Origin of the sequence: Gallaecimonas kandeliae (assembly GCF_030450055.1) — a bacterium.
Taxonomy (GTDB): Bacteria; Pseudomonadota; Gammaproteobacteria; order Enterobacterales; family Gallaecimonadaceae; genus Gallaecimonas; species Gallaecimonas kandeliae.
The window spans coordinates 1,249,323-1,275,411 of record NZ_CP118480.1 but is presented as its reverse complement, the minus strand read 5'-3'; the positions used below and the strand labels follow the sequence as shown (position 1 = coordinate 1,275,411).

The 26,089-nt window shown below is 62.9% G+C and carries 22 protein-coding genes; 11 read left to right on the top strand and 11 right to left on the bottom strand.

Features of this window, described 5'->3' with window-relative positions:
- Positions 1 to 8 precede the first annotated feature (8 nt).
- Positions 9 to 653 (bottom strand): GTP cyclohydrolase II, encoded by a 645-nt coding sequence (ribA, locus tag PVT67_RS06195; protein WP_301498941.1) that lies wholly within the window; start codon positions 651 to 653, stop codon positions 9 to 11.
- A 140-nt stretch (positions 654 to 793) separates the two neighbouring features.
- Positions 794 to 1,270, bottom strand: coding sequence for a SixA phosphatase family protein (locus PVT67_RS06190; protein WP_301498939.1), 477 nt, complete (start codon positions 1,268 to 1,270; stop codon positions 794 to 796).
- Between the two features lie 82 nt (positions 1,271 to 1,352).
- Between PVT67_RS06190 and rimO the strand changes: the two genes are divergently transcribed.
- From rimO to PVT67_RS06155, 7 genes are all read left to right on the top strand, one after another.
- A complete protein-coding gene (rimO, locus tag PVT67_RS06185; RefSeq protein ID WP_301498936.1) occupies positions 1,353 to 2,669 on the top strand; it encodes a 30S ribosomal protein S12 methylthiotransferase RimO in 1,317 nt (438 codons plus the stop codon).
- Positions 2,670 to 2,812: 143 nt separating this feature from the next.
- Entirely contained in the window at positions 2,813 to 3,817 is a 1,005-nt protein-coding gene (locus PVT67_RS06180; protein ID WP_301498933.1) for a phospholipase C/P1 nuclease family protein, read from the top strand.
- Positions 3,801 to 4,802, top strand: coding sequence for a hypothetical protein (locus tag PVT67_RS06175; RefSeq protein WP_301498931.1), 1,002 nt, complete (start codon positions 3,801 to 3,803; stop codon positions 4,800 to 4,802). Before PVT67_RS06180 ends, PVT67_RS06175 begins: the two co-directional genes overlap by 17 nt.
- A complete protein-coding gene (locus tag PVT67_RS06170; protein WP_301498929.1) occupies positions 4,799 to 5,302 on the top strand; it encodes a hypothetical protein in 504 nt (167 codons plus the stop codon). Before PVT67_RS06175 ends, PVT67_RS06170 begins: the two co-directional genes overlap by 4 nt.
- A 93-nt stretch (positions 5,303 to 5,395) precedes the next feature.
- Entirely contained in the window at positions 5,396 to 6,901 is a 1,506-nt protein-coding gene (locus PVT67_RS06165) for a methyl-accepting chemotaxis protein (protein ID WP_301498927.1), read from the top strand.
- A 96-nt stretch (positions 6,902 to 6,997) separates the two neighbouring features.
- Complete coding sequence (locus PVT67_RS06160) at positions 6,998 to 8,188, top strand: class I SAM-dependent rRNA methyltransferase (protein ID WP_301498920.1); 1,191 nt, start codon at positions 6,998 to 7,000, stop codon at positions 8,186 to 8,188.
- Positions 8,189 to 8,349: 161 nt separating this feature from the next.
- The gene (locus PVT67_RS06155; protein ID WP_301498913.1) at positions 8,350 to 8,751 is read left to right on the top strand and encodes an Hsp20/alpha crystallin family protein; all 402 of its coding nucleotides are present in this window, start codon (positions 8,350 to 8,352) and stop codon (positions 8,749 to 8,751) included.
- Between the two features lie 30 nt (positions 8,752 to 8,781).
- On the opposite strand, the gene PVT67_RS06150 is transcribed toward PVT67_RS06155, so the two are convergent.
- From PVT67_RS06150 to PVT67_RS06140, 3 genes are all read right to left on the bottom strand, one after another.
- Positions 8,782 to 9,441, bottom strand: coding sequence for an ankyrin repeat domain-containing protein (locus PVT67_RS06150; RefSeq protein WP_301498911.1), 660 nt, complete (start codon positions 9,439 to 9,441; stop codon positions 8,782 to 8,784).
- A 29-nt stretch (positions 9,442 to 9,470) separates the two neighbouring features.
- On the bottom strand, positions 9,471 to 13,328 hold the full coding sequence (hrpA, locus tag PVT67_RS06145) for an ATP-dependent RNA helicase HrpA (RefSeq protein ID WP_301498909.1): 3,858 nt from the start codon (positions 13,326 to 13,328) through the stop codon (positions 9,471 to 9,473).
- A gap of 89 nt (positions 13,329 to 13,417) precedes the next feature.
- Positions 13,418 to 13,831: a CBS domain-containing protein gene (locus PVT67_RS06140; protein WP_301498907.1), complete on the bottom strand. Its 414-nt coding sequence runs from the start codon at positions 13,829 to 13,831 to the stop codon at positions 13,418 to 13,420.
- Between the two features lie 102 nt (positions 13,832 to 13,933).
- On the opposite strand from PVT67_RS06140, the gene PVT67_RS06135 reads away from it, so the two are divergent.
- Positions 13,934 to 14,752 carry a M90 family metallopeptidase gene (locus PVT67_RS06135; protein WP_301498904.1) on the top strand — a complete coding sequence of 273 codons (819 nt, stop codon included), beginning with the start codon at positions 13,934 to 13,936 and terminating at the stop codon, positions 14,750 to 14,752.
- Positions 14,753 to 14,777: 25 nt separating this feature from the next.
- Here PVT67_RS06135 and PVT67_RS06130 read toward each other — a convergent pair whose 3' ends face one another.
- From PVT67_RS06130 to fabV, 6 genes are all read right to left on the bottom strand, one after another.
- Positions 14,778 to 15,143, bottom strand: a complete 366-nt coding sequence (locus PVT67_RS06130; protein WP_301498902.1) for a hypothetical protein — start codon at positions 15,141 to 15,143, stop codon at positions 14,778 to 14,780.
- A 46-nt stretch (positions 15,144 to 15,189) separates the two neighbouring features.
- Positions 15,190 to 16,134, bottom strand: coding sequence for a CorA family divalent cation transporter (locus PVT67_RS06125; protein ID WP_301498899.1), 945 nt, complete (start codon positions 16,132 to 16,134; stop codon positions 15,190 to 15,192).
- Positions 16,127 to 17,488: a class II fumarate hydratase gene (locus tag PVT67_RS06120; RefSeq protein ID WP_301498897.1), complete on the bottom strand. Its 1,362-nt coding sequence runs from the start codon at positions 17,486 to 17,488 to the stop codon at positions 16,127 to 16,129. The genes PVT67_RS06125 and PVT67_RS06120 overlap by 8 nt, the downstream gene beginning before the upstream one ends.
- A complete protein-coding gene (locus PVT67_RS06115) occupies positions 17,481 to 18,356 on the bottom strand; it encodes a M28 family peptidase (protein ID WP_301498895.1) in 876 nt (291 codons plus the stop codon). The genes PVT67_RS06120 and PVT67_RS06115 overlap by 8 nt, the downstream gene beginning before the upstream one ends.
- A 31-nt stretch (positions 18,357 to 18,387) precedes the next feature.
- Positions 18,388 to 19,221 carry a glycerophosphodiester phosphodiesterase gene (locus PVT67_RS06110; RefSeq protein ID WP_301498893.1) on the bottom strand — a complete coding sequence of 278 codons (834 nt, stop codon included), beginning with the start codon at positions 19,219 to 19,221 and terminating at the stop codon, positions 18,388 to 18,390.
- Between the two features lie 124 nt (positions 19,222 to 19,345).
- Entirely contained in the window at positions 19,346 to 20,548 is a 1,203-nt protein-coding gene (fabV, locus tag PVT67_RS06105; RefSeq protein ID WP_301498891.1) for an enoyl-ACP reductase FabV, read from the bottom strand.
- Positions 20,549 to 20,802: 254 nt separating this feature from the next.
- Between fabV and imuA the strand changes: the two genes are divergently transcribed.
- The 3 genes from imuA to PVT67_RS06090 are packed head-to-tail and all read left to right on the top strand — an operon-like array spanning position 20,803 to position 25,867.
- Complete coding sequence (imuA, locus tag PVT67_RS06100) at positions 20,803 to 21,459, top strand: translesion DNA synthesis-associated protein ImuA (protein WP_301498889.1); 657 nt, start codon at positions 20,803 to 20,805, stop codon at positions 21,457 to 21,459.
- The gene (locus PVT67_RS06095; RefSeq protein ID WP_301498887.1) at positions 21,459 to 22,835 is read left to right on the top strand and encodes a Y-family DNA polymerase; all 1,377 of its coding nucleotides are present in this window, start codon (positions 21,459 to 21,461) and stop codon (positions 22,833 to 22,835) included. Before imuA ends, PVT67_RS06095 begins: the two co-directional genes overlap by 1 nt.
- Positions 22,835 to 25,867 carry an error-prone DNA polymerase gene (locus PVT67_RS06090; RefSeq protein ID WP_301498885.1) on the top strand — a complete coding sequence of 1,011 codons (3,033 nt, stop codon included), beginning with the start codon at positions 22,835 to 22,837 and terminating at the stop codon, positions 25,865 to 25,867. Before PVT67_RS06095 ends, PVT67_RS06090 begins: the two co-directional genes overlap by 1 nt.
- Positions 25,868 to 26,089: the final 222 nt, after the last annotated feature.

Below are 26,089 nucleotides of genomic sequence, written 5' to 3'. Positions count from 1 at the left end.
GGCTTAAATCAATACTTGCTGTGGAAGGGGCAACAATCGTCGTCGCCGCCCAGGGCATGGCGCCCCTCTTCCTTTTTCGCCGCCAGGTAACGCTCGTTATGGTCGTTGCGGTAGACACGGGTGCCGACCCGCTCATCCACATGGATGCCGTGGCTCTCGAGCTGCTCAATCTTGCGGGGGTTGTTGGTGAGCAGGCGGATATGGTCAAGGCCCAGGGCCTTGAGCATCAGGGCTGCCACACCGAAATCACGCTGGTCATCTTCGAAGCCCAGGGCCCTGTTGGCCTCGTAGGTATTGAGGCCTTCGTCCTGTTTGGCGTAGGCATCGAGCTTGTTGATAAGGCCTATGCCACGCCCTTCCTGGCGCAGGTAGAGGATGACGCCGCCCTCGGCGCTGATGCGTACTATGGCCTCTTCCAGCTGGGGGCCACAGTCACAACGGGCCGACAGGAAGACGTCACCCGTCACGCATTCCGAGTGCATGCGCACCAGCGGCTTGTCCCGCTGCCAGTCACCCAGCGCCAGGGCAAAGTGCTCCTTGCCGTCGGGCAGGTTGTCGAAGGTAATGAAAGTCGCCAGGTAGCGGCCCCCCAGGACGGGGATCTCCACCTTGCGCCTCACCGTGACGGCGTTGTTTCCTGCATCAGCTGTCATTGCTTCACCTATACATCAGGGTGGCTGCGTAGCCGGCCCAAGCCTTTATACAAGCTTAGGCCCAGCGCGAGCCCGGGGTGCCTATGATAATGCAGCTGCGCCCCCAGAAAACCCCCAATATCCCGACCAATGTCATCGCCTTATTGGAACAGTTCCGCCGGCAGGCAATAGTGGCGCAGTTTGACCCGCCCCGGCGCCTGCCAGTCGCCGGCCAGTTCCAGCTGGGCTGCTGCCAGGGTTGGCATGGGCCTAGGCAGGCCAAGCCTTGCCATCAGCGCCTCCAGGCCAGGGTTGTGGGCCACCAAGGCCAGGTGGGGGCTGTCATGGGCCTGGCAGCAGGCAAGGAGCGCCTCGGCCCCCGCCAGGTAAAGGCCAGGTTCCAGCACCAGGGGGGCCTTGGCAAAGGCGCCGGCCACCTTGAGACCAAGGGCTGTGCTGTAAGTGCGCACCGCGTCTGACACTAGCACCTGCTCAGGTCTTGGCCAGCCGGCCAGTTCCCCGGCCATCACCGCCAACTGCCGATAGCCGCGCCCGCCAAGAGGCCGCAGCTTGTCATCGAGCTCAGGATGGCGCCAGCTGGACTTGGCGTGACGGATGAGGGTGAGGATGCGGGCCATATCTCGCTTTCTTCGGATGCAGTTCTGCTCATCCTTGAGTAAACTATGCCGCCTTTTGCCGTGCCAGTTTTTCGAGGTGTTCATGAGCAACCAGACCATAGGCTTCGTCAGCCTTGGCTGCCCCAAGAATCTGGTGGATTCCGAGCGGATCCTGACCCAGCTTCGCACCGAGGGCTACAACATAGTCCCCAGCTACAACGACGCCGACCTGGTGATCGTCAACACCTGCGGCTTTATCGACAGCGCCGTGCAGGAATCCCTGGACGCCATCGGCGAAGCCCTCAATGAGAACGGCAAGGTCATAGTCACCGGCTGCCTGGGTGCCAAGGAAGACGAGATCCGCGAGATCCACCCGCATGTGCTGGGTATCACAGGTCCCCACGCCTATGAGGCGGTGCTGGACAAGGTCCACGAGCACCTGCCCCAGCAGAAAGGCCACAACCCCTTCCTGGATCTGGTGCCGCCCCAGGGCGTCAAGCTGACCCCGCGCCACTACGCCTACCTGAAGATCAGTGAAGGCTGCAACCACCGCTGCAGCTTCTGCATCATCCCCAGCATGCGTGGCGATCTGGTATCCCGCCCCGTGGGCCAGGTACTGAGCGAGGCCGAGCGGCTGGTCAACGCCGGCGTCAAGGAACTGCTGGTGATAAGCCAGGACACCTCCGCCTACGGCGTCGACATCAAGCACCGCACCGACTTCTGGAACGGCCGCCCGGTCAAATCCGACATGTACCAGCTGACCGAGGCCCTCGGCGAGCTGGGGGTCTGGACCCGGCTCCACTACGTCTACCCCTACCCCCACGTGGACAACGTCATACCGCTGATGGCCGAGGGCAAGGTGCTGCCTTACCTCGACATGCCGCTGCAACACGCCAGCCCCGCCATCCTCAAGCAGATGAAGCGCCCCGGCCAGGTGGAACGCACCCTGGAGCGCATCCAGCGCTGGCGCCGCGACGTGCCGGACCTGACGCTGCGCTCCACCTTCATCGTCGGCTTCCCCGGCGAGACCGAGGACGACTTCCAGATGCTGCTGGACTTCATCACCGAAGCTGAACTGGACCGCGTCGGCTGCTTCAAATACAGCCCCGTTGAAGGGGCCGCCGCCAACGCCCTGCCGAGCCCCGTCGACGAAGCGGTGAAGGAAGAGCGCTTCGCCCGCTTCATGGAAGCCCAGCAACGGATCTCCGCCGCCAAGCTGCAGCGCAAGGTGGGCTCTGTCCAGGACGTGCTGATCGACGAGGTGGACAAAGAGGGCGCCATAGGCCGCACCAAGGGCGACGCCCCCGAGATCGACGGCGTCGTCTACCTCAACGGCGAGCAGGGTGTGAAGCCCGGCGACATCGTCAAGGTGACCATAGACAACGCCGACGAGTATGACCTCTGGGGCAGCAAGATCTGAGAAAAAGCCGGCATCAGCCGGCTTTTTTATGCAGATCGCTTTTCTCCCAAGCCATTGATGCCATTCACTTAGCTGCCATTTTTTCGTCATTTGTTTCCCTTAGGTTAAAGGCGGTTTAACAACAACACTAAGGGAATGGACAAATGAAAAAGCTCCTGCTCGCAGCCCTGCCCTGCCTGCTGGCCCACCAGGCCCAGGCATTCACCCAGGAAACCCACAAACGCATCGTCATCGACGCCGTCAACTACATGGCTGCCCACCCGGACAGCACCCAGTACGCCAAACTGGCCCAATACGCCAGCCAGGCAGGACTGACGGTGGCCCAGTTGGCCGAACGCCTGGGCCAAGGGGCCTATGACGTGGACGACTTCGAAGACACCTACCTGTGCGGCGCCGTCACCGGCGACTGCGTCAAGGCCCCCCTCTGGGGCACCCTGGACAGCATCGTCTCCTACACCTCCTACTGGCACTTCCAGAACCACACCCAGGGCCCGGACGCCCACGGTAACGACTACGGCGGCTACAACTACGCCAAGCTCACCGTCTGGGGCGACGTGGACAACCTGGCCGCCACCTGGCTCAAGGGCGACCACCTGGACGACGGCCCCGGCGGCAAGGGCGGCTGGTTCGGCGACGGCTCCAAGTACAACAGCTACGGTATTACCGAAGCCCACTACCGCCAGGGCAGCACCTCGACCTACAGCATGTACGAGGACTTCGAGACCATGCCCTTCCAGCCCATCGACAACCTGGCCCAGTACTGGTACGGCCGTTACCTGGCCAGCCACAGCGTCGATGCCCTGGGCTACAGCCTGCATTCCACCGATCTGCTCCAGCCCCACCACACCTGGACCACCTCGGCCCTGAACCACTCCGGCTGGGAATCCTGGGTAAGGGATTACTACGACAGCGAGCACCTCAACGACCCGGCCCTGGTGACAACGGCCCTGGCCGACTTCGAGGACGTGCCGGTCAGTGACGATGACATCCGCCCCCTGCTCACCGAAGGCGGCGACATCTCCTACAGCCAGGGCGGCCTGGTGCTGAGCTCACAGGATCAGAACGACAGGATCACTGTCGGACGCATCGTCATCCCCCATGCCATCGCCATGGTGGTCAAGGTGCTGAACCATGCGATGCAACGTTAAGCTGGCCGGCGCCCTGGCGCTGGTCCTGTTCGGCGGCCCCCTGCGGGCCGCCTGTCCCGACGATGCCCTGCTCGGCCGCCTGGCCGACATGAGCCGGCTGCCGGCCAAGAAGGTGGCGACGCAACTGGCCGACGACGCCCTGCTGGGTCCCTATGCCCGCGCCCATTACGGCGAAGCCCTTAGGGCCCAGTCCCGGGTGGGCAGCAGCTACCAACGCCAGTTGGACGAGCAGTGGCTGGCCCTGATAGCGCCCTACATTCAGGACCAGGCCAAGGCCGCCCAGCAGCGCGCCCGCTTTACCGGCACCATCCTGGAACTGGACGGCAAGCAGTGGAGCGCCACCGACCTTCAAGGACTCAACCTCCAGGAACGGTTGCTGCTTCAAGACGGCAACCAGGCAGGCCTCGCCGGGCTTTTGTGGCAAGAGGCCAAGCTGGCGCTGGCACCAGGCTGGCTGGGCTGGCCGGCCGACAGGTTGACCTGCTCCCGCACCCTGGTGGAAAACCGCCTGGACAGGGTCTGGCTGATGGAAAGGCTAGGCCTGGCGGGTGACCCCCATCATGAAAACGCGGAACTCAAGCGCCTGGCGGCCAGCGTCACGGCAGGCGAAATTGCCGACTACTACCAGGCCCACCAGGCGGACTTTCGCGAGTTGGCCTGGGTCAAGGTAAGGCTCTTCGAGGCGCCAGACCAGGAAACGCTGGCCAAGCTGCCGCCTTCCGCTCCGGTGCTGTTGGAGAGGCCCCAGGCCCAGGGGGATGTGCTCAAGACCCTGGCCTTCGTCACCCCAGAACAGGGGCGTTCACCGGCCATCCGCCTGCCTTCGGGCCGTTACGGCCAGGTGGAAGTGCTGGAGCGCCACTACGAGCTGCCGGCCGCCGACTCCGAGACCGTGGCCTACGTGGCCAGGCAGGCCCTGGCCAAGGAAAAAGCCAAGGCCAACTGGCAGGCCCTGTTGGCACAACTGAGGAAGGAAACGCCGTGAAAAAATGGTTGCTGGCCCTGCCCTTACTGCTGCTTATCGGCTACCTCTGGCCGGCGGACAACACCGACACCAGGCAACTGGCCCTGAGCCCGAGGCCGGTGGATAACCCCTTCAATGTCCCGCCTTGGGATGAGCCGCCCCCCGCGCCGCAAACCGCCCAGGCGGCTACAGACAAGGCTGCCGAGCCTAAGCCTTTGCCGGCCGTGCCCCTGACCGACGTCATGGCGCCACCCATAGGCCAGCACCAGCCCCAGGCTCCACAACCGATGGACGACCCCGATGCCTACCTCAAGCGGGAGAACGACCGCCACCAGGCCCTGGTGGCCAGCTTCCAGGTGGCGGCCCGCGCCAAGGTGGCCCAGCTTGAGAAGCTCATCGAAAAGGGCAAGGCTCAGGGCATCAGCCAGGAACAACTGGCCGAAGGTGAGGCCAAGCTCACAGCCTTGAAAGCCGCCCTGGCTGCCCTGGATGCAGGCTTACCCCCTCCTCGCGTAAAATAGGCATGCTCTTTGCTGGCACCAGACAGACCGTCAAGTTTGTGCCGCCAAGGCCGACAACAACAACGACATGCCCCCTTGCTTTGAGGACTCCCCATGCGCGAAGTGAAGTTTCGCTGGATCGACCGTTATCTCATCCATCTCAAACTCCAGGAAAAACTCTTCCTGCTGTTCGGCCTGCCCATGCTGATGATGGTGCTGCTGGCCGCCATCGGCATCAGTCGCGATCTCAGCGCCTTCGAACAGGAGCAGGTGCAGGGCATCAACAGTGAGGTCAAGGCCTTGGCCGACGGCCTGGCCGGCCTCGACCGGCAACAGGCCACGACCCTGCTCAAGGCTGCCGGCGCCCGCTTTGTGCTGATGGACGACAACGGCAACGCCCTGCCCGGCTTCAGCGCCATGGACACCGACCTCGATGCCCTGCGTGACGGTCCTGGCATCGTCAAAGGCCAGGCCGCCGCTGCCGCCCAAGTCCCTGGCAAGGGCTGGTGGCTGGGCCAGGAAGCAAAGCTCGAGAAGGCCGAATTCTGGGCCACCAGTAAGGACTACCTGCTGCTGCTGGCCGTCGCCCTGGTGATCCTCGGCATCATCACCTACTACGTCTCCACCTTCATCGGCGGCGCCCTCTTCAGCCAGGTACAAGCCATCACCCGGGTGGCCGACGGGGATCTCACCTTCCGCCTCAACTTCTTCCCTGTCCGTGACGAGTTTTCGTCCCTGGCCATCGCCATCGACCGCCTGGCCGAGCGCCAGCACCAGTTGGTGAAGCTGATCAAGGACAGCAGCGACGCCCTCGGCCATTCCGCCGACACCTTCCGCGGCCAGGCCGCCAATACCGAAGGCCTGGCCCAGAACCAGCGCCAGAGCCTGGACTCCCTGGCCACCGCCATGGAAGAGATGAGCGCCACCGTCAAGGAAGTGGCTGTCCACGCCGAGCAGGCCTCCACCGAGACCCAGCACGCGTCCAGCGAGTCCCAGAAAGGGGCCCGCAATATCCAGGACACCATCGCCGCCATCGAAGCCCTGTCCAGGGAGATCTTCGAAGCCAGCTCAGCCGTGACCAAGGTCAACGACAACGCCAGGCGCATCGACGAAGTGGTCACCACCATCAACGCCATCTCCGAGCAGACCAACCTGCTGGCCCTGAACGCCGCCATCGAAGCGGCCCGGGCCGGCGAGCAGGGCCGCGGCTTCGCCGTGGTCGCCGATGAGGTGCGTACCCTCGCCGCCCGTACCCAGCAGGCGACGGTGGAGATCCAGCGGATGATCGAGGAGCTGCAGTCCGGCACCGACGAGGTGGCGAGATTGATGGACAAGACGGTGCAGCAGGCCGAGCACGGCGGCACCCTCATCGCCCAGGCCGGCCAGGATCTGACCACCATCACCCGCCACTCCGAGCAGGTGTTCTCGATGATGGCCCAGATCGCCGCCAGCGCCGAAGAACAGAGCGCCGTGGCCGAAGACATAGCCCAGAACATCACCCAGGTGCGCCAGCAGTCGCTGTCGGTGGAAGAAGCGGCGGTAGACAACGCCCGCGGTACCCACGAGCTCCAAGGCCTGGCCCGCAAGCTGGGGGAAATACTCCAGGGCCTTCGCATCTAAGCCTTCTCCAGCGCATCAAGCCGGGCACCAGCCCGGCTTTTTATTTGCGCCGCCAGGGCCTACAATCTCGGCCCCTGTACCCAAGAGACAGCTCCCATGCCCCGTAACGCCCTGGTTCTGGCCGAAGGCCGCGAGAAATCCGTCAAACGCCGCCATCCCTGGATCTTCGCCGGGGCTGTCCACCACCTCAAAGGCAAGCCCAAGGCCGGCGACACGGTAGAGATCTACAGCCATGACGGCCAGTGGCTGGCCAGGGCCGCCTACTCGCCTGCCTCGCAGATCCGCGCCCGGGTCTGGACCTTCGACGAAAAAGAGAAGGTGGACGCCGACTTCTTTGCCCGCCGCATCCATGCCGCCGACGAGCGCCGCCAGCCCATGGTGCAGCGCGAGGGCCTGACCGGCTACCGGGTGGTGGCGGCCGAGAGCGACGGCCTGCCGGGCATCACCATAGACCGCTACGACAATGTGCTGGTCTGCCAACTGCTGTCCATCGGCGCCGACATCTGGCGCGACGCCATAGTGGCTGCCCTCAAGGCCCGCTTCCCCGGCTGCACCATCCATGAACGCTCCGACGTGGCGGTGCGCCGCAAGGAAGAGCTGGAGCCCCTGGTGCAGACCCTCGCAGGCGAACTGCCCCAGAAGGTGGCCATCGAAGAGAACGGCATCAAGCTCTGGGTGGATCTCATCCAGGGCCACAAGACCGGCTACTACCTGGACCAGCGGGACAACCGCGCCGCCGTGCTGCCTTATGTGGAAGGCAAGGAGGTGCTGAACTGCTTCTCCTACACAGGGGGTTTTGGCGCCTATGCCCTCAAGGGCGGCGCCAAGCACGTCACCCAGGTGGACGTGTCGGGCCCTGCCCTGGAACTGGCCCGGGAGAACCTCCTCCTCAACGGCCTTGACGAGAGCCGCTGCGACTTCGTCCAGGAGGACGTCTTCGCCCTGCTGCGCCGCTACGCCACTGAAGGCCGCCAGTTCGACGTTATCGTCCTGGACCCGCCCAAGTTCGTGGACTCCAAGGCCAACCTCAATAGCGCGGCGCGCGGCTACAAGGACATCAACCTCCAGGCCATGAAACTGCTGCGCCCCGGCGGTATCCTGCTGACCTTCTCCTGCTCCGGGCTGATGGAGATGAGTTTCTTTCAGAAGATCGTCGCCGACGCCGCCCTGGACGCCGGCCGCGACGCCTGGATACAGCGCTTCCTGAGCCAGTCCGCCGACCACCCGGTCAATGTCCACTACCCCGAAGGCCTCTACCTCAAAGGCCTGGTGGTGCAGGTCGACTAAGTAGAAAAGCCCCACCGATGCGGGGCTTTTTTCTAAGGGCAGCCAAGGCGGCTGGAGCTGCTGGCTTGATCCAGATCAACAAGTTTCCCCTGGCGAGCGATTGAAAAACCACCAACCACCTCCATATTTGGTTTTGAGTTCAACCAAGATGGAGGTGTGTTATGGCATTGGCAACCTGGGACCCCTTCCGGGAAATGGATGACTTCTTCGGCCGCTATTTCCAACTCAGGCCACAAAGCAGGGGCAGCTGGCTGCCGGCGATGGACGTGGACGAGGACGAAAAGGCCTTCCACCTGGCCCTGGAAGTCCCCGGCATGAACAAAGACCAGGTCAAGGTCGCCGTCGAGAACGGCATGCTGGTGATCAGCGGCGAACGTTCCCGCGAGGATAAGGGCAAGAGCCACAGGGTCGAACGCAGCTACGGCAGTTTCACCCGCAGCTTCACCTTGCCGGACAACGTCGACCCCCAAGGCATTGAAGCGCGCTTCGACAACGGCCTGCTGATCCTGGCCCTGCCCAAGACCCGTTTCAAACACGAACCCCTGCGCATCGAAGTCCAGTGACAAAAAACCCCGCCTCGGCGGGGTTTTTCTTTAACCTTTGGCCCGGATGAGGGCCGCCAGTTCACCAAAGCCCGCCGTTTCGGCCAGATCGGAGGCTCTCTTGCCGTCGTCTGCCGCCAGATCCTTGGCCCCCGCCAGCAAGAGGTGCTCGCAGCTCAGCTTGTCCCCCTTGGCCGCCACCGCATGCAGGGCCCTAAAGCCCCCCTGCTGGGCGGCGTTGACGTCACAACCCGCCCCTATCAGCAGGGCTATGCCCGCCAGTCGGCCCTCGGGGTCGCGGCAGGCGGCGGCGCTGTGGATGGGGCGCACGGCACTGGGGTTGCCGGCGGCCTGGTTGAGGTCGCAGCCCCGCTCCACCAAATGCTGGGCGGCCTGGGCGTGGCCGAAGAAGAGCGCCAGGTGCAAAGGGCTGAAGCCGTCCGCCCCCTGCAAATTTTTAAGTGCCGGTTGCTCGGCCAGCAGGGCGTCGATCCGGCTCCTGTCCCCCAGGGCTGATGCCTCCCAGATATCCGGGTCCACCTTGTGGGCCAGCACCAGGGCCAGGTTTTCATGGCGGTGGTAACAGGCCCAGAGCACGGGGCTGACGCCCTGGTGGCGACAGGCAATGAGGCCGGGAAACTGGTGCAGCAGCTCATGGACCCTGAGCTCGTTGCCCTGGGCTATGGCGTCGAAAAAGGCGGCTTTGTCCATCACGAATTCCTTGATGCTTTTCCCTGAAGCTAGCCGCCTTTTGCCTTTTCTTCCATAAAGTTAAGGATGCGCTTGTCGGAAATGGGATAGGGGGTGCCGAGCTGCTGGGCAAAGTAGCTGACCCGTAATTCCTCCAGCATCCAGCGCGCCTCCGCCAGCCAGGGCGGCAGGCCCTGGCCCTTGGGCACCTTGGCCCTGAGCTGCTGCCAGCGCTCGGCGACGCTCTCCACCTTGGCCAGGTGCAACCGGTCGCGGTTGGGGTCGATGGGCAGCTTTTCCAGGCGCCGCTCTATGGCGTCGAGGTAGCGGATCACGTCCTTGAGGCGCCCTGCCCCCGTTTCGGTGACGAAGCCCCTGAACACCAGGGCATCCAGTTGGGCCTGGATGTCGGCCTGGGCCCGCACCATGGTCAAGTCCGTTTTGCCCTTGAGGCGCTTGCGGATGCCGTTGTGACGCACCAGGATCTGCTCCACCTGGGTGGCGATAAGCACGACGGTGTCGTTGAGCTCGCTCCTGACCTTGTCCTTCAAGGCGGTGAAGGCGGCGGCGTCGCGGCAGTCGCTGCCGGTGATGAGTTGGTCGACGGCGGCCTGGATACAGTCGTCGATAAGATCGCTGACCTTGCCGAAGGGGTTGAAGTAGAGCCCCAGCTTGGCCTTGTTGGGCAGGCTGTCCTGCAGATGCTTGATGGGGGACGGCACGTTCAGCAGCAGCAGGCGCCGCAAGCCCCTCGCCTGGGCGTCGGCCTGGGCGGCCGGGCTGTCGAAGAGCTTGACCGAGACGCTGTCCTTGTCGTCCACCAGGGCTGGATAGGCCCTGACCTCCAGGCCCTGGCGCTTCTCCACGAAGAGTTCCGGCAGGGCCCCGAAGCTCCATTCGGTGAGCTGGTCTTTTTCGATGCCGGGGCTTGCCACCTGGGACAGGGTCTCTTGCACGGCCCCCTGCAACTTGGCCTTGAGAGCCAGCAGATCCCGCCCTGCCGCCAGCACCTTGCCCTTGTCGTCCAGTATCGCGAAACGCATCCGCAGGTGTTCGGGGATGCTGGATTGCTCCCAGAGCTCCAGCTCGGTGCGGGTGCCGGTGATCTGGCGCAGGGCATCGGCCAACTTGTCGATTAGGCGCCCATCCAAAGGTGCCATGCGGCCCAGCGCCGCCTGGGCATAGTTGGGGGCCGGCACGAAGTTGCGGCGCACCGGCTTGGGCAGCCCCTTGATAAGGGCGATGACCAGCTCCTCACGCAGCCCCGGCACCTGCCAGTCGAAACCTGTGGGCTCCACCTGGTTCAGGGCCGCCAAGGGGATCTGCACCGTGACGCCGTCGTCGTCCTGGCCCGGCTCGAAGCGGTATTTCAAGGCCAGGCGCAGGTTGCCCTGGGCCCAGCTGTCGGGGAAGGCGTTCTGGGTGACGTGGTCCTTGTCCTGGGCCAGCAAGTCCGCTTCGGTGAAGAACAGCGCCTTGCGGGCCGCCTCGTCGGTGCGGCGCCACCAATGGTCCAGGGTGCGGCCGTCGAAGACGCTCTGGGGCAGGCGGGCGTCGTAGAGGTCGAAGAGCCTGTCGTCCTCGATGAGGATGTCGCGGCGGCGGGATTTGTCCTCCAGCGCGCTCAAGGATTTGATCAGCTGCTGGTTGTGCTTGTAGAAGGGCAAGGCACAGCGGAAGTCCCCCTCCACCAGGGCGCTGCGGATAAAGAGTACGCGCGCCTCTACCGGGTTCACCCGGCCAAAGTCGATGCGGCGGCGTGGGATGAGCACCAGGCCATAGAGGCTGACCTGCTCATAGGCCACCACGTTGGCACGGCTCTTCTCCCAGTGGGGCTCGAAGTAGCTGCGGCTGACCCGCTCCCCTGCCAGCTGTTCGGCCCACTCCGGCTCGATGCGGGCCAGGGTGCGGGCGAAGAGCCTGGAGGTCTCGGTGAGTTCGGCGGCCATCAGCCACTTGGGCTTCTTGTCGATGGTGCTGCCGGGGAACGGCAAAAAGCGGCTCTGGCGGGCGCCCAGGTATTCGCGGTCCTTGTCCTTGAAGCCGATGTTGGAAAGGTGCCCTGCCAGGAGCGCCTGGTGGATGGCCTCATAGGTGGCCGGTTCGCTGTTTTCCTTGAAGCCCAGTTCCTCGCAGAATTCGCGCAGCTGCTCGACCAGATCCTGCCATTCGCGCATCCGCACATAGTTGAGAAATTCCTTCTGGCAGAGGCGGCGCCACTGGTTGCCCGACAGGGCCTGCTGCTGGGCCTCGCTGTAGGCCCAGAGGTTGACCAGGGCCTGGAAGTCGGACTCGGGATGGGCGAAACGCCGGTGCAACTCGTCGGCCTTCTGTTTGGCGTCCAGGGGCCGCTCGCGGGGATCCTGGATGGCCAGGGCCGCGCTGATGATAAGAAGCTCCTTCAGGCTGCCGTTTTTGGCCCCTTCCACCAGGCAGCGGGCGAGACGGGTATCCACCGGCAGCTTGGCCAGTTGCCGGCCGATGTCGGTGAGGGCGCGGCCGTCGATGGCCCCCAGCTCGTCCAGCAGGTTGAGGCCGTCTTTGACGAAACGGCTGTCGGGGGCTTCGACGAAGGGGAAGGCTTCGATGTCGCCAAGGCCCAGGGACAGCATCTGCAGGATGACGGCGCCGAGATTGGTGCGCAGTATCTCAGGCTCGGTGAATTCGGGGCGACCGAGGAAATCCTCCTCGCTGTAGAGGCGGATACAGATGCCGGGCTCGGTCCGGCCGCAGCGGCCCTTGCGCTGGTTGGCGCTGGCCTGGCTGACGGCCTCTATGGGCAGGCGCTGCACCTTGGTGCGGTAGCTGTAGCGGCTGATGCGGGCCGTGCCGGGGTCTATGACGTACTTGATGCCGGGCACGGTGAGCGAGGTCTCGGCGACGTTGGTGGCCAGCACTATGCGCCGCCCGCCGTGGGGGGCGAAGATGCGCTGCTGCTCGGCGGCCGAGAGGCGCGAGAAGAGCGGCAGCACTTCGGTGTGGCGCAGCTTGCGCTTTTCCAGGGCGTCGGCCGTGTCGCGAATTTCCCGCTCGCCATTCATGAAGATGAGGATGTCGCCCCGCGGGCCTTCCCGGTAGAGCTCGTCCACGGCGTCGAAGATGGCCTGGAGCTGGTCCTTGTCCTTCTCTTCCTCGGTGATGGGGCGATAGCGCACTTCCACCGGGTAGGTGCGGCCCGAGACCTCCAGCATGGGGGCCTCATTGAAATGCCGGGAGAAACGCTCGGGATCGATGGTGGCGGAGGTGATGATCACCTTCAGGTCCGGGCGTTTGGGCAAGATGGTCTTGAGGTAGCCCAGCAGGAAGTCGATATTGAGGCTGCGCTCGTGGGCCTCGTCGATGATGAGGGTGTCGTAGCGGCGCAGCAGCTTGTCCTTCTGGATCTCCGCCAGCAGTATGCCGTCCGTCATCAACTTGACGCAGGTGTCCGCCCTGGTGTGGTCGGTAAAGCGCACCTGATAGCCCACCAGGGCGCCCAGCTCGGTCTGGAGCTCTTCAGCCAGGCGGGTGGCCACGGCGCGGGCCGCCAGCCGCCGCGGCTGGGTGTGGCCGATAAGGCCGTCGATGCCCCTGCCCAGCTCCAGGCAGATCTTCGGCAGCTGGGTGGTCTTACCCGAGCCGGTCTCGCCGGCGATGATCACCACCTGGTTGGCGGCTATGGCTTTCTTGATGTCCTCCCGGGCCGCCACCACCGGCAGCTGCGCGGGGTAGTCCAGGTGCAGGCGGCGGTTCTTGCGGGCCGCCAAGCGCTCCTTGGCCTTGTCCAGCTCCTTTTGCAGCATCGCCAGGGTGGCGTTGCGTTTCTGCTCGTCCTTGATCTTGAAGGCGCCTTCCAGGCGGCGGCGCAGGCGAGACCTGTCCAGGCTGGGGACATCATTAAGGGCTTGGTAAAGGGCGTTATCGGACATCGAAAGGAAACACGGGCTGAAAAGGACGGCCCAATGCTACTGGATAGTGGCTGCGGTAGGAAGCCAAAGGGGCCTTACGGCCCCTGGGATCAACTGGCTTTGTAGCACTCGTGGAGGTGCTTATCCATGGCCAGCAAGACCTGGCGGCGGTTGATGATGCCGATAAGCTTGCCCTCCTCCACCACGGGGTAGATCTTGGGCTTTTGGCCTGTCATCTGCTGGGCCAGCTCGAATACCGAGTCATTGGGCCCCACAGTGAGCACGTCGGCGCGCATCACGTCACTGACCTTAGCCACCAGCTCGCAGTGGTAGCTGGACTCCATCAACTTGGCCAGGAAGTCCTGCTCTGAGACAAACCCCACCAAGTGGTTTTCGCTGTCCACCACGGGGGCCCCTGTCTGCTCACCCAGCAGTAATTTCTCGACCGCCGTGGCGATGGACATGTCCGGGTGCAGGCTCAGCGGATGGCGCTGCATGTGGTCCCTGATAATAAGCGATTCCATAACGACCTCGTTTCTTGCTCCCCTGTTCTTCAAGCATAGTCCCTCATTGCAATTTGCCCGCCTGATCCCCACCTTGGAGTAAAGCCTTGAAGAGGAACGACCTTGGCCATCACGATACTGGTAATACTCTGTGCCGCCCTCATCGCCTGGTGGCTGTACGGCGATCAATGGCTGGCCCGTTACTACAAGCGCAGGGAAAGGCCGCTGACCGCAGGCCAACGTCGCCAGTTGGCCAGGGACATGCCCCTATATGCCCGGCTGCCCAGTCCGATGCGGGAGAAGCTGGAAGGGTTGATGATGGCGTTCCTCAGCCGGGTGGACTTCGTGGGCTGCGAAGGGCTCAGGGTCAACAGTCGGATGCGGCTGCTGGTGGCGGCCCAGGCCTGCCTGTTGCTGCTGGGCAGGGATGAGCCGGCCTACCCCAATGTGCACACCCTCTACCTCTATCCCGAAGGCTACATCAATGCCGCTCCCCAGCGCTTGGCCGGCGGCGTGATAGATCCGAATGGGCGCCATCTGGCGGGAGAGTCCTGGCACGACGGCAGGGTGGTGCTGAGCTGGAACGATTGCCTCTATTCGGCCGCCTACCCCTTTGACGGCACCAACCTGGTGATCCATGAATTCGCCCACCAGCTGGACCAGGCCAAAGGCTCAGCCACGGGCGCGCCGCTGCAGGGCAGCCTGCCCCAGGCCAAGCGCTGGCAGGCGGTGTTCCAGGCCGCCTTCGACCGCCACTGCCTGGCCGTGGCCAGGGGCGAGCACGGCCTTATCGACCCTTACGGGGCCACCAACCCGGCGGAATTCTTCGCCGTGGTGTCGGAGGTCTTTTTCGAGCGGGGTTTGGAGCTGGCCGAGGCCGAGCCCCAGATGTACGAGATGCTGAGCGCCTTCTACGGCCTGGACACCCGCCACTGGGCATGAAAAAGCCGCCCTGGGGCGGCTTTTCTCAGTGCTCGCAGTGCTCGTCGCACTGGTGCTCTTCGTCGGCTTCGAGCTGCTGTATCAGGGTGCCCTTGTGGAAGACCCGCACCCGGCGCAGGGAGGAAGCGTCGTCCTCCAGGGCACGGATGATGCCGCGCGCTTCGCGGTTGAAGCGGGCCAGGGACAGGTCGCGCTGGGACAGGTTGGTCACCAGCAGGCTGCCGCCTTCCTGGCTCACCAGCAGATGGTCGCCGTCTTTCCAACCGAAGTCAGTGATGACGTCCTGGGACAGGGCCAGTTCGTCCTTGCCCAACACCAGGTGCTGAGGAACTTGGGCATCGAGATGGGGGCGGTTGACGACTGTCTTGGCCTGTTGCCTGGGCTTGAGCATGCATGACTCCGATGGGGCTGTTTTTTCCAGGCGCCATGATAGCGGCTCAGAACCAGCGCCGCCACCACATCAATAGCCCCGACAGCACGAAACAGCCCCCCATCAGGGCACTGACCCAGAGCCAGCCGTCCTTGTCTTCCACCCAGGGCAGGCCACCGACGTTCATGCCGAAGTAGCCTGTGATGACCGACAGCGGCAGGAACAGGGCAGTGACGATGGACAAGAGGTAGAGGGTCTTGTTCATCTGGGCGTCGCGCTCGGCGTTCATGTCATCCCGCAGCAGCTTGATGCGCTCGCGCAGCAGGTTGAGGCTTTCCAACAGCCGGGTCATGCGGTCCTGGATATCCAGCAGCAGCCGCAAAGGCTCGGCCTCCAGCTCATCTTCCAACTCGTCGGTCAGATCTTCGAGCATGCCCTGCTGGGGCTCGAGGTAGCGGCGCAGGCTGATCAGCTTGCGCTCCAGCACCAGCACAGTAGAGCGCAGATCCCGCTTGCGTTCCAGCCAGTCCCCTTCCATGTCCAGCAGCTCTTCGGTGAGGTGCTTGAGGTGTTCATCGGCACCGCGGATCAGGTTGCGCAGTATGTCTCCCAACACCTGCCAGGTGCTGGCCCCCTCCCCCGGCTTGCCCAGCTTCTCGGCCGCTTCCTTGACCGACTTGAGTCCCTGGCCAGCCAGGGTCACCAGGTTGCGGTCACTGACCATGCAGCGCAAGGAGACCATGTCCTCGGCCTCCTTGCCAGGGTTGAAGTTGATGCCGCGCAGTATCAGCAGCAAAGCCCGATCCCCGTCCCACTGCCAGCGCGGCCTGGGCTCCTCGGTCAGGGCGGCGTCCACCAGGTGGCGGGGAAAAACCGCCTTGAGCAGTTTGCGGCTCTGCTCCTGGGTGCGGTCCAGGTGCAACCAGGCCGGTCTCGGCTCGGTCAGGGCCTCGCCGCGCTCGCCCTGGGTCAGGGCTTCCCTGCTGTCGAGCCAGTATCCGTATTCATTCATCAAAAGGTCTGCACAGTTTGGCGGGATCCAACAAGTCCTTGAGCTGGGCTTCGCCCAGATCGGTTTCTTCCTTGGCCACCTCCAATATGGGCCGCCCTTCGGCGTAGGCCTTCTTGGCGATGGCGGCAGCTTGCAGATAGCCTATCTCGCTGTTGAGGGCCGTGACCAGTATCGGGTTCTTTTCCAGGCTCTCGTCGACCCTGGCCTGGTTGACGGTGAAGTCCTTGATGGCCTTGTCGGCCAGGTGCTCGCAACCGTTGGCCAGCAGATCCACCATCTGATTGAGGTTGTGGACCAGCAGCGGCAGCATGACGTTGAGCTGGAAATTGCCGCTCTGGGCGGCGATGGCGTTGGCGGCGTCCAGCCCCATCACCTGGGCGCAGACCATGGCCAGGGCCTCGGGGATCACCGGGTTGACCTTGCCGGGCATGATGCTGGAGCCGGGCTGTAGGGCCGGCAGGCTGATCTCGCCAAGGCCAGCCAGGGGCCCGGAATTCATCCAGCGCAGATCGTTGCTCACCTTCATCAGCACCACCGCCAGTTGGCGCAGCGCCGCCGAGGCGGCCAGAGGGGCTTCCTGGGCGGCCATGTGGGCAAAGGGCCAGTCGTGGGCTTCCACGTGCAGGTGCAGCCGCTCACAAAGGCGCACACAGACGCCGTCCGCCAGCTGCGGATGGGCGTTGATGCCGGTACCGACGGCCGTCCCCCCCAGCGGCAGCTGCGACAGCCGCTGTATGGCGTGGCGGATCTCGGTTTCCACCCCTTCGAGTTGTACCTGCCAGGTGGTGAGCTCCTGGCCGAAGGTGAGCGGCATGGCGTCCATCAGGTGGGTGCGGCCCGTCTTGACCACACCGTCGAGGCTCGCCGCCTTCTGCTCTATCACCTTGGCCAGGTGATGGAGCCTCGGCAGCAGCTGCTTCTCCAGTCCCTGCAAGACCGAGAGCTGGAGGGCGGCCGGCACAGTGTCGTTGGAACTCTGGCCCATGTTGACGTCGTCGTTGGGGGAGACGCCGTTGCCGGCGAGGTTCGCTATCACCTCGTTGACGTTCATGTTGCTGGAGGTGCCGGAGCCGGTCTGGAACACCTCCACCGGGAAGGCCTTCAGGGGCTTGTCTGCCAGCAGCTGATCGGCGGCCCTGATGATGGCCTCGGCCTTGGTGTCATCCAGCTCCCCCAGGGTCAGGTGGGTCTGGGCGGCGGCCCGCTTGATCTCGATAAGGGCGGCCAGGAAACGCCAGGGCATGGCTTGGCCCGACAGCTTGAAGTTGTTCACCGCCCGCTGGGTCTGGGGGCCGTAGAGGGCGCCGTCAGGTAGCACCACCTCCCCCAGGGAATCGGTCATCACTTTACTCATGCTTACCTCCGTTTTCGTTACCCTGCCATGGCGCTAAGCCTTTGTCATCCAAACGGTTTAACAGCTCCAGGGCCGTCTCGGCCACCCCGGCCAGGAAGTCGGGCCTGATATGGCTGGCGACGTCGGAGCGCTGGTGGTAGTCGGCATGGACGTCGTTGCCGAAGTAGAGATAGGGGATGCCGGCCTTGCGAAAAGGGGCATGGTCTGAGGCATTCCGCCAATCGGTCATCTGGGCCGAGCCCCTTTGTTGTTCGCGCCTGTCGTGGCCGATGCGCAGGCAGAGGGGAGCGTCCTTGGCCAGGGCCAGCACCAGGGGCTTGAAGCCGGGGTTGTCGTGGGTGCCGGCGGCATAGAGCACGGGGCCATGGCCCACCATGTCGAAGTTGATCACCAGCTTGGGCAGGGGCAATGGCGGGGCCGCCAGCAGCGCCTTGGCACCATAGAGGCCCTCTTCCTCGCTGTCGGTGGCGATAAAGGCGATGTCGCCTTGGTAACGGGCCGCCAACGCCAGCAGCACCGCCACCCCAGAGGCGTTGTCGTCGGCACCGGGGAAGCCGACACCGAGGTGGTCATAATGGGCCAGCAGCCAGATCCGGGGCTGGCCCCTGTAGGCGATGATGTTGTCGCCCCCTTGGGGCACGGCCTGGGTCAACACCTGATAGCCGAGGCCGGCGAAACGGGAGCGGATGTAGTCCTCGGCGTGCTGGTGGCCTGGGGTGCCGGGCCTTCGCCCGTTCATCTCAGGGCTGGCCAGGACGCGCACATCCGCCAGCAGGGGAGCAGGATCCAGGTTGGGAAGGCCCCCCTGGTTGCAGGGGATGCTGGACTGGCAGGCCGCCAGCAAAGGGCAAAGCAATAGGATGCGCATCCATTAAAAAAGGGCCCTGACGGCCCTTTTGTCAATTCCTGTTGTAGCCCAGCGCCATCGGCTTGGGCCGCTGTTCGGCCATCAGGCTGGCGAGCCGGTCGGGGTAGTCGGTCTCGATGCCATCGACCCCCAGGGCCAGCATCTCTTCCATCACCTTGCGGGACTGAACCCCCCAGGCGATGACCTTGATACCCCTGTCCCTGGCCTTGGCCATGAAGTCCTTGTCCAGGAAGCTGTAGTAGATCTGCAGATAGTTGACCGACAGATCCAAAGGATTGATGCGCCGGATCTGGTCGTCCATCAGCAGGTTGAAACGGTCATTCCAGCCAAAGAAGCTGTAGAGGCGGGGAATAGCGGGCGCCAACTGGGAAAAGGTGGCCAGGATCCTGGGGTCGAAGGCCTTGATCAGCACCCTGTCCTGCATGTTGTGGTCGCGGATCATGTCCAGCACCTGCCGCTCCAGGCCAGGCTCTTTGAGCTCCAACACCAGCTTGGGCAGACTATGGGCCATGGCGTCCATCACCTGGGCCAGGGTCGGAATGGTCTGATCCTGGAACTGGGGGCCAAACCAGGAGCCGGCGTCCAGTTGAACCAGCTCGGCCAGGGTGAAGTCGCTGACGGCGCCCTTGCCATTGGTGGTACGGGCCAGTTGGCTGTCGTGAAAGACCACCAGGGCACCGTCCTTGGAGCGGCGCACATCCACTTCGATGGCGTCCACCCCCAGCCTCAATCCTTTCTGGATGGCCGCCAGGGTATTCTCCGGCGCCAGGCCGGCACCGCCCCTGTGGCTGATAACCATGGTGTCGGCCATGGCGGCAGGTAACAGCAACAGGCCCAGAAGGCCAAAAATGTATTTTCGTCCCACGTCAGTCCCCTCAGGACGGAGGCAAAGCCCCGTTATTTTTTTGTTATGGGTTTTCAGCAGGGGTTTATATTACGCAGTTTGTAAAAAGCCGACAACAAAGAAGGGGCACAAGGCCCCTTCTTCTTTACACTTCAATGAATTGCTGCGGCGGGTTGGGGTTGGCGTCGGCGTCGTAATCCACCTCGTCCAGGCCGAAACCGAACAGCTTGAGGAACTCTTCCTTGTAGCCGTCGTAGTCAGTCAGGTCGCGCAGGTTCTGGGTAGTCACCTGGCTCCACAGAGCCTTGCAGGCGGACTGCACTTCTTCCTGGAGTTCCCAGTCGTCCATGCGGATACGGTTCTTGTCGTCGGTATCGCAAGGGGCGCCATCGGCCTTGTACAGTTGCTGGCTGAACAGGCGGAACACGTGCTCCATGGTGCCTTCGTGCAGGCCTTTTTCCTTCATCACCTTGTAGACGATGGCAATGTAGAGCGGCATTACGGGAATGGCGGAGCTGGCCTGGGTCACCACGGACTTGAGCACGGCTACATGGGCCTCGCCACCTTTGCCCTTGAGCAAGGTGTCGATGGCGTCGGCGGCGCGGTCCAGATCTTCCTTGGCCTTGCCGATGCTGCCGTGCCAGTAGATGGGCCAGGTGATCTCGGTGCCGATGTAGCTGTAGGCGATGGATTTGCAGCCTTCGGCCAGTACGCCAGCCTCGTTCAGGGCCTTGATCCACAGCTCCCAGTCCTGGCCACCCATGACGGTGATGGTGTCCTGGATCTCCTGCTCATTGGCAGGCTCCACGTCCACGGAGATGATCTCGTCCTTGTTGGTGTCCACGGCCGTGGCGCTGTAAGGCTGGCCGATAGGCTTGAGGGTGGAACGGACCAGCTCACCGGTATCGGGAAGCTTGCGTACCGGGGAGGCGATGGAATAAACCACCAGATCCACCTGGCCAAGATCTTCTTTGATGGTGTCGATGGCTTTCTGCTTCACCTCATGGGAGAAGGCATCACCATTGATGGACTTGGCGTAGAAGCCCGCCTCTGTGGCCAGCTTGTCGAAAGCCACGGCGTTGTAGAAACCGGCAGTCCCCGTCTTGCTGTCGCTGCCCGGCTTCTCGAAGAAGACACCCAGGGTAGCCGCGCCGGCGCCGAAGGTAGCGGCGATACGGGACGGCATGCCGTAACCGCTGGAACTGCCAATCACCAGCACGCGCTTGGGACCATTCTCGATGGCCGGGTGCTCTTTGGTGTAGTTGATCTGTTCCAGAATGTTGGCTTCACAGCCCTTGGGGTGGGCAGTAGTACAGATGAAGCCGCGGATCTTGGGCTTGATAATCATGGGGTTTCCGTGTGTGAGTTTCACAATCAGCGCTGATGTTAGCCCATTTTGCGCCGCTCAAACATCCGATCTCCTGCTCCAGCCCTTCAGGGGCACCATTTGGCACTCCCTCCATATGCTCAAAAAAAGATCTTCCCATACAGCTTGTTAGGCAACTTCTTGGATCTTTTTTCAGCAACTTGCTTGCCAGTTCCCTCAGCCAGCATTACTGTATGCCCATACACTGTATATGATTACAGTATACGGAGATGAACATGGATCCTCGCTTGAACCAACTGCTGCAACAGCACAACGTCTGGACTGGCCGCCATTGGCAACAGGAACTGCCCGCCGAGGCGACAGGCTATGCCCAACTGGATGAGTGCCTGCCTGGCATGGGCTTACCCAAGGGGGCTATCACCGAGATCTTTTACCGCCAGGACGGTATAGGTGAGCTGCGGCTACTGGTTCCGATGTTGGCAAGGCTGTCACAGCAGAAGCGCTGGATCATCTTCATCGCCCCTCCCCATGTCCCCTATGCCCCAGCCTTGGCCGCCGCCGGCGTGGATCTGTCCCGAGTACTGGTGATCCATCCCAGTAAGGTGAAGGACGAGCTCTGGACCCTGGAGCAGGCGCTGAAAAGCGGCAACTGCAGTGCCGTGCTGGCCTGGCCCCGGGCCATCAACGACGTGCAGCTGCGCCGCCTGCAACTGGCGGCCCAGAAAGGCGACACCCTGGGCATCTTCTTCCACCGCCGTGGCCGGCCTCAGAGCCCTGCCGCCCTGCGCCTGCGCCTGGAAGCCCGGAACAAGGTCGTAGAGCTGGCCGTGGAGAAGCGCCGCGGTGGCTGGCCTCTGCCTGCCCAGCCGTTGGACTTGGGTGATGAACATATCGTCGGCGCCAAGGTGCTGAGAGGGCCCTGGGAGCACTGATGCGCTGGCTGTACCTGCATTTTCCCGACCTGCCCCTGGAACTTGCCAGCCGAGGTCTTCCCCAGGAGAAGCCCCTGGCGACCCTGGACAACCGGCAACAACTGCAATGTCTCAACCCGGCGGCCCTGGCCGCCGGCCTTGATAAGGGCATGTCCCTGGCCGGCGCCTTGACCCTAAGCCCAGACCTCAAGGCTCTCAGCGTCAGTCCACTGCAATGCCACCAGGGCCTACAGGCCCTGGCCGACAGCTGCTACGACCTTGCCGGCCCACTGAGCCTGGTGCCGCCGGACGGCCTGCTGGTGGAGCTGTCTTCGATGCAGCGCCTCTATGGCAATGACCAGGCCCTGCTGGCCTGCCTGCAGGACAAGCTGCAAGCCTTAGGACACAGGCTGCAACCCGGTATGGGCACGACCCCTCTGGCAGCCAGGTTGCTCGCCAGGGCCGAGATAGGTCCGGCCAGCCCACAACAAGGTTGGCAAGCCCTGCTGGCCCTGCCGGTATCGGCCCTGGAACTCCCCCTGAACTTGGAAGCCAAACTGGCACGGGCTGGCCTGCGTCAGCTTGGCCAACTGCTGGCCCTACCCCGCCAGGAGTTGGGACAACGCTATGGTGCTCCCTTGCTGTCGACACTGGGCCGCCTTGACGGCAGCCTCAAGGAAGCTCGTCAGCTCTACCATCCTTCCGAACAGTTCGAGCGACGTCTCGACTTCATCCATGAAGTGGAAAGGGCCCAAGGACTGTTGTTCCCACTGGGCCCCTTGCTTGAAGCCTTGGCGTTGTTCCTCGAAAAACGCCAGCTGGCCTGTGAACGCTTGCAACTGAATCTTCATTTCCGCCAGGGTCCCAGCCTGGATCTGGTCATGGCGGGGGCCGAGCCGCTGCACCGGGCCGAGGATTGGCGCGCTATTGTCCAACTGCAGCTCGAGAAGCTACAGCTCGACAGCCCCGTACTAGCCCTGACCCTCAAAGCAGCACAGCTCAGCCCCAGGCAGCGCCAGAGCAAAGGTCTATTCACCCCGCCTCGCCCCGATGAACCCTTGTTGGGTCGCCTGATCACCCGCCTCGGCGAGTCCGCTGTGCAAGGACTCTGTCTGGTAGAGAACCATTGCCCAGAAAAGGCCCAAGCTTGGGTCAGCCCAGGAGCAGGAAATGCCGTGCGCCCCTTGAATGGCCTCAGGCCACTGTGGCTGTTGGAAAAGCCCGAGCCCTTGGAAGAAATACCTGTGCTATTGCGTGGCCCGGAGCGCCTGGAAAACGGCTGGTGGCAGCAGGCCATACAGCGTGATTATTTTATAGCCCGCCATCCCCAAGGCGGCCTCTGCTGGATCTTTTTGGACAAGGATGAGGGCTGGTATCTGCACGGCTGGTTTGGCTGATGTTCGCCCAGCTCCGCACCCTGACCAATTTCAGTTTCCTCAAGGGAGCCTCTCATCCGGAAGAGATGATCAAGACAGCACTGGAACTCGGTTACCAAGCCATTGCCATTACCGATGAATGCTCCGTCGCTGGCGTGGTCAGGGCATTCAACGCCGCCAGGGACACCCCCATCAAGCTCATCGTCGGCAGCCATTTCAGGTTGGAGTGCGGATTATGCCTGACCCTGTTGGCCCCCAGCCTGGCCGCCTATCAGGAGCTCTGCGCCTTGATATCCCTTGGGCGCCGCAGTGCCCCCAAGGGGCAATACCGCCTGGCTCGCGATGAATTGACCCAACTCCGCCACCTATTGGCACTCTGGCAGCCCGGTGAAGAGGGATGGAAAGAGGAAGCCGATTGGCTGCTCAGGCACTTTGAAAAGCGGCTTTGGCTGGCGCTGGGGCGCACCTTTGGCAGCGAAGAGGACAAGCGGCTGACCGCCCTTGCTCTGCTGGCCAAGACCAGAAGCATTCCCATAGTGGCTGCTCCCTTGGTACTGATGCATGAGCCTGGCCGCCATAAGCTATTGGACTGCCTGACGGCCCTGCGTCATCACCGCACAGTGCAGGAAGCGGGTTGGCGTCTGTTGTCCAACAGGGAGGCGGCCCTTCAGCCACTTCCAGCCCTTGAACAGATCTACCCTCCCGACTGGCGCCGGGAAAGCCTGAAGATAGCGGCGCTCTGCCACTTCCAGCTGACAGAGCTCCGCTACCGCTATCCCGACGAATGGCTACCGGCCGGCCTGGACGCCAGCCAGTACCTGCGCCAGGAAGTGGAAACCGGTCTCGCACGCCATTATCCCAAGGGGCCGTCGGCCAAAGTCAGAGGGCTAATCAACAAGGAGTTGGACCTGATCCAGGAACTGGGCTACGAGCACTACTTCCTGACCCTCTACGATATCGTCAACTTCGCCAGAGGCCAGGGGATCCTCTGCCAGGGCCGGGGCTCTGCCGCCAACTCCGCTGTCTGCTTCAGCCTGGGGATCACGGGGGTGGATCCGGATACGGCCAACCTGCTCTTCGAGCGCTTTGTATCCAGGGAGCGCAAGGAGCCTCCCGACATAGACGTAGACTTTGAGCACGAACGCAGGGAAGAAGTGATCCAATACATCTACCGCCGCTATGGCAGGGCCCGTACCGCCTTGACCGCAACTGTGGTCACCTACCGCTCCCGAAGTGCCATACGGGATATCGGTAAAGCCCTTGGCCTGGAGCAAGCCAGTATCGAGAGCCTGCTAAGCCAACTGGACAGGGGCGACAAACTGGAGCCTTGGCGGGATCAACTTCGCCGCCTCTGCGCCGAGCGCGGCGGACTCTGGCCGGAGTTCCTGATCCTCATCGATACCCTGATCGGCTTTCCCCGGCATCTATCCCAGCATGTGGGCGGTTTCGTCATCAGTCAGGGTCCCCTTGACCACTTGGTGCCTCAGGAAAATGCCGCCATGGCCGGTAGGACCATCATTCAATGGGACAAGGACGACCTGGAGAGTCTCGGTTTGATGAAAGTGGATGTGCTGGCGCTGGGGATGTTGACCGCGATCCGAAAATGCTTTGACCTTGTCGCCCGGCATGGCGGCCCCAGGCTGACCCTGGCCAATATCCCTCCCGATGACAAAGCCGTCTACGCCATGCTGCAGCGGGCAGACAATGTCGGCGTATTTCAAGTAGAGTCCCGAGCCCAAAGCAACATGCTGCCAAGACTCAAACCCGCATGCTTCTACGACTTGGTCATCGAAGTGGCCATAGTGCGTCCCGGGCCCATACAAGGGGACATGGTCCATCCTTTTCTCAAACGCCGTAATGGCATAGAGCCCGTCACCTACCCCTCCCCAGCTTTGGAGAAGGTGCTCAAGCGAACTATGGGAGTCCCCCTTTTCCAGGAACAAGCCATTGAGATCGCCATGATCGCGGCCGGCTTCACTGCCGGCGAAGCCGATCAGCTACGCAGAGCCATGGCCAACTGGTCTCGCCATGGTCACATCGAAGTGTTCAGGCAAAAGCTGGTCGACGGCATGCTGGCCAAAGGTTACCCACTGGACTTTGCTCAGCGGATCTTCGAGCAGATCAAAGGTTTTTCCGGCTACGGCTTTCCCGAATCCCATTCGGCCAGCTTTGCCCTGCTGGTCTACATTTCTGCTTGGCTGAAATGCCATTACCGTGCCGCCTTCTGCTGTGCTCTCCTCAACAGCCAACCCATGGGTTTCTATAGCCCGTCACAGCTGATCCAAGATGCCCGCCGCCATGGAGTCAAGGTGCTGCCGGTGGACGCCAGCCATTCAGACTATGAGCACAAGTTGGAAGGCGATGCACTGAGGTTGGGGCTCTGTTTGATCAAAGGAGGCAAGGAGAAGGCATTACGTCATTTTGTAGAGCAGCGCCAGACGCTAGACCTGAAGGCAGCCCTGGCCACTGTCCCCCAAGCCCAGCAAGAGATGATGGCAGCCGTGGGCGCCTTGGACAGCCTCCATGGCGATCGTTTCCAAGCCAGTTGGCAAAGTGCCAGCCTGGGCGAGCAGTTGCCACTCTTCACCAGTCAGGTGAAAGCATTACAACCACAGCCCCAGATACATGCCCCCACCAAAATGGAAGCCATGCTCAGCGACTACCAGCAGTTGGGTCTGACTCTGGGGACTCACCCTCTAGCCCTATTGCGTCAGAAGGGACATTTCAAGAAGGCGACTCCCGCAGACAAGCTACAGAGCTGTCAACACGGTCAGTCCATCCAAGTGGTAGGGTTGGTCACGGGCCGGCAAAGGCCCGGCACGGCTTCAGGGGTGACCTTCATCACCTTGGAAGATGAGACAGGCAACATCAACCTGGTCGTTTGGGCCGCCACCGCCCACCATCAACGCCAGCCCTACCTGAAAGCCAAGCTCTTGGAAGTGGCCGGCATAGTGGAGAAAGACGGCCCTCTGGTCCATGTCATTGCCGGCAAGCTCACGGATCGCAGTACCTGGCTAGATACGCTCTCGATTTCATCCAGGGACTTTCGTTAGCTCTCTGCAGAAGGCTGTTCTTGGCGGAGATTGCAGCTGAGGTTGGATATGCACTCAGCAGAGCGCGACTGCAAAAATGTGCGCCCCAGGTGACTTGCCGGGGAAGGTTTCAAGGAAGGCGGGGCTAATTCATTGGAGTAGGCCCTTAAATAACCGACCAAGCTGTCAGGAACAGCTTGGGACAGCGTTAGCTGGGCGGCAGGCCATTTTACAGGACGTAAA

Excerpts from the sequence above, each read along its gene's own strand:
- ribA (WP_301498941.1), bottom strand. The coding sequence starts at position 653 with ATGACAGCTGATGCAGGAAACAACGCCGTCACGGTGAGGCGCAAGGTG.
- PVT67_RS06190 (WP_301498939.1), bottom strand. The coding sequence starts at position 1,270 with ATGGCCCGCATCCTCACCCTCATCCGTCACGCCAAGTCCAGCTGGCGC.
- rimO (WP_301498936.1), top strand. The coding sequence starts at position 1,353 with ATGAGCAACCAGACCATAGGCTTCGTCAGCCTTGGCTGCCCCAAGAAT.
- PVT67_RS06180 (WP_301498933.1), top strand. The coding sequence starts at position 2,813 with ATGAAAAAGCTCCTGCTCGCAGCCCTGCCCTGCCTGCTGGCCCACCAG.
- PVT67_RS06175 (WP_301498931.1), top strand. The coding sequence starts at position 3,801 with ATGCGATGCAACGTTAAGCTGGCCGGCGCCCTGGCGCTGGTCCTGTTC.
- PVT67_RS06165 (WP_301498927.1), top strand. The coding sequence starts at position 5,396 with ATGCGCGAAGTGAAGTTTCGCTGGATCGACCGTTATCTCATCCATCTC.
- PVT67_RS06160 (WP_301498920.1), top strand. The coding sequence starts at position 6,998 with ATGCCCCGTAACGCCCTGGTTCTGGCCGAAGGCCGCGAGAAATCCGTC.
- PVT67_RS06155 (WP_301498913.1), top strand. The coding sequence starts at position 8,350 with ATGGCATTGGCAACCTGGGACCCCTTCCGGGAAATGGATGACTTCTTC.
- PVT67_RS06150 (WP_301498911.1), bottom strand. The coding sequence starts at position 9,441 with ATGGACAAAGCCGCCTTTTTCGACGCCATAGCCCAGGGCAACGAGCTC.
- hrpA (WP_301498909.1), bottom strand. The coding sequence starts at position 13,328 with ATGTCCGATAACGCCCTTTACCAAGCCCTTAATGATGTCCCCAGCCTG.
- PVT67_RS06140 (WP_301498907.1), bottom strand. The coding sequence starts at position 13,831 with ATGGAATCGCTTATTATCAGGGACCACATGCAGCGCCATCCGCTGAGC.
- PVT67_RS06130 (WP_301498902.1), bottom strand. The coding sequence starts at position 15,143 with ATGCTCAAGCCCAGGCAACAGGCCAAGACAGTCGTCAACCGCCCCCAT.
- PVT67_RS06125 (WP_301498899.1), bottom strand. The coding sequence starts at position 16,134 with ATGAATGAATACGGATACTGGCTCGACAGCAGGGAAGCCCTGACCCAG.
- PVT67_RS06120 (WP_301498897.1), bottom strand. The coding sequence starts at position 17,488 with ATGAGTAAAGTGATGACCGATTCCCTGGGGGAGGTGGTGCTACCTGAC.
- PVT67_RS06115 (WP_301498895.1), bottom strand. The coding sequence starts at position 18,356 with ATGCGCATCCTATTGCTTTGCCCTTTGCTGGCGGCCTGCCAGTCCAGC.
- fabV (WP_301498891.1), bottom strand. The coding sequence starts at position 20,548 with ATGATTATCAAGCCCAAGATCCGCGGCTTCATCTGTACTACTGCCCAC.
- imuA (WP_301498889.1), top strand. The coding sequence starts at position 20,803 with ATGGATCCTCGCTTGAACCAACTGCTGCAACAGCACAACGTCTGGACT.
- PVT67_RS06095 (WP_301498887.1), top strand. The coding sequence starts at position 21,459 with ATGCGCTGGCTGTACCTGCATTTTCCCGACCTGCCCCTGGAACTTGCC.
- PVT67_RS06090 (WP_301498885.1), top strand. The coding sequence starts at position 22,835 with ATGTTCGCCCAGCTCCGCACCCTGACCAATTTCAGTTTCCTCAAGGGA.